The sequence below is a fragment of the Nonomuraea sp. NPDC049141 genome, from assembly GCF_040648415.1.
In the GTDB taxonomy this organism is placed as follows: domain Bacteria; phylum Actinomycetota; class Actinomycetes; order Streptosporangiales; family Streptosporangiaceae; genus Nonomuraea.
The window spans coordinates 1-1,865 of sequence record NZ_JBEZDR010000171.1 but is presented as its reverse complement, the minus strand read 5'-3'; the positions used below and the strand labels follow the sequence as shown (position 1 = coordinate 1,865).

Below are 1,865 nucleotides of genomic sequence, written 5' to 3'. Positions count from 1 at the left end.
GTCTACGGCGACGTCCTGCACAACCTCTACGGCTCCACCGAGGTCTCCTGGGCGTCCATCGCCGGCCCCGCCGCGCTGCGTGCGGCGCCCACCACCGCCGGCCGGGCACCGCACGGCACCCGGTTGCAGATCCTCGACGCGGCCGGCGAGCCGGTGCCACCCGGGCGGGTCGGCCGCATCTTCGTCGGCAACGAGATGCTCTTCGAGGGCTACACGTCCGGGACCACCCGGGAACACCGCGACGGCCTGCTCGACACGGGCGACCTGGGGCGGCTGGACGCCGACGGGCTGCTCTTCGTCGACGGCCGGGCCGACGACATGATCGTCTCGGGCGGGGAGAACGTGTTCCCGTCCGAGGTGGAGGACCTGATCGCCCGGCTGCCGCAGGTACGCGAGGCCGCCGTGATCGGCGTACCGGACCCCCGGTACGGCCAGCGGCTCGCCGCGTTCCTCGCCCTGCACCCCGGCGAGACGCTCGACCCGGAGGCCGTCCGCGAGTACGTCCGGCACTACCTGGCCCGGTTCTCCGTACCCCGGGACGTGGTCTTCGTGAAGTACCTGCCCCGCAACGCCACCGGCAAGGTGCTGGCCCGCGAGCTGCACCGCTACTACTACAGCTGACCGTTCCCCGGCCGTTACTGCCCGGATGCTCCCCCGCCCCTAGGCTGGCGGCACCATGATCGGTTCCGGACCGCGCCGCCGTGCCCGACACCGCCACCATGCCCGTCACCGTCCGCCACGACCCCGGATGGCACCGCTCCTGCTGGTCGAGGCGGCGACGCTGCTCTCCAACACCGGCAACGGGGTGGCCAACGTGGCCCTGCCCTGGCTGGTGCTCGAACGCACCGGCAGTCCCACCGCGGCCGGCGTGGTAGCGGCGGCCACCGCCCTACCGATGCTGCTGTCCGGCCTCGTCTCCGGCACCGTCGTGGACCTGCTCGGCCGGCGACGTACGGCGCTGGTCTCCGACACGCTCTCCGCCGTCTCGGTCGCCGCGATCCCGGTGGTCGACGCGCTGCTCGGGCTGAACCTCGGCTGGATCGTGGCGCTGGCCGTGCTCGGGGCGGTGTTCGACCCGGCCGGCCTGACCGCCCGGGAGACCCTGCTGCCGGCCGCCGCACAGGCCGCAGGCTGGCGCATCGAACGCGCCAACGGGGTGCACGAGGCGGTCTGGGGGCTCGCCTTCCTCATCGGGCCCGGCGTCGGCGGCGTGCTCATCGCCGCGATCGGCCCCGGCTCGACGCTCTGGGTCACCGCCACCGGATTCGTGCTGGCCGTCGCGATGATCGCCGCCGTCCGACTGCCGGGGGCCGGCCGCCCCGAACGCCCCCCGTCCGGGCTGTGGCGCGGCACCGTCGAGGGGCTGCGGTTCGTCTGGCAGGACCGGCTGCTGCGGACCATCGCGCTGCTCACGATGGTGCTGGCCGCGCTCTACCTGCCGGTCGAGGGCGTGCTGCTGCCGGCGTGGTTCGTCGGCCGGGGGGAGCCGGCCCGGCTCGGCGCGCTGCTCATGGCGATGAGCGCCGGCGGAGTCGTCGGTGCGCTCGCCTCCGGGGTGGCGGGCCGGCTGATCCGGCGGCACACCCTGATGGTGATCGCCCTCGTCGTCATCGGAATGGCCCTCGTGGGGCTGGCCACCCTGCCGCCGTTCCCGGCCATGATCGGCTTCGCCGTCGCGATCGGGCTCGCGTACGGGCCGGTCAACCCGCTGTCCAACTACGCCATGCAGACCCGCACGCCGGAACGGTTGCGCGGGCGCGTGGTCGGGGTGATGACCTCGTTCGCGTACGCCGCCGGCCCGGCCGGCTACCTGCTCGCCGGGCCACTGGTGGAGAGGCGCCGCCAGATCGGCAGACAACACGTCT

The 1,865-nt window shown here is 74.1% G+C and carries 2 protein-coding genes; both read left to right on the top strand.

Features of this window, described 5'->3' with window-relative positions; genetic code table 11:
* The coding region (locus AB0B91_RS65550; protein ID WP_358343121.1) for an AMP-binding protein at positions 1 to 621 on the top strand (621 nt) is incomplete at its 5' end.
* A 127-nt stretch (positions 622 to 748) separates the two neighbouring features.
* A partial coding sequence (locus AB0B91_RS65545; protein ID WP_358343119.1) for an MFS transporter occupies positions 749 to 1,865 on the top strand: 1,117 nt, incomplete at its 3' end.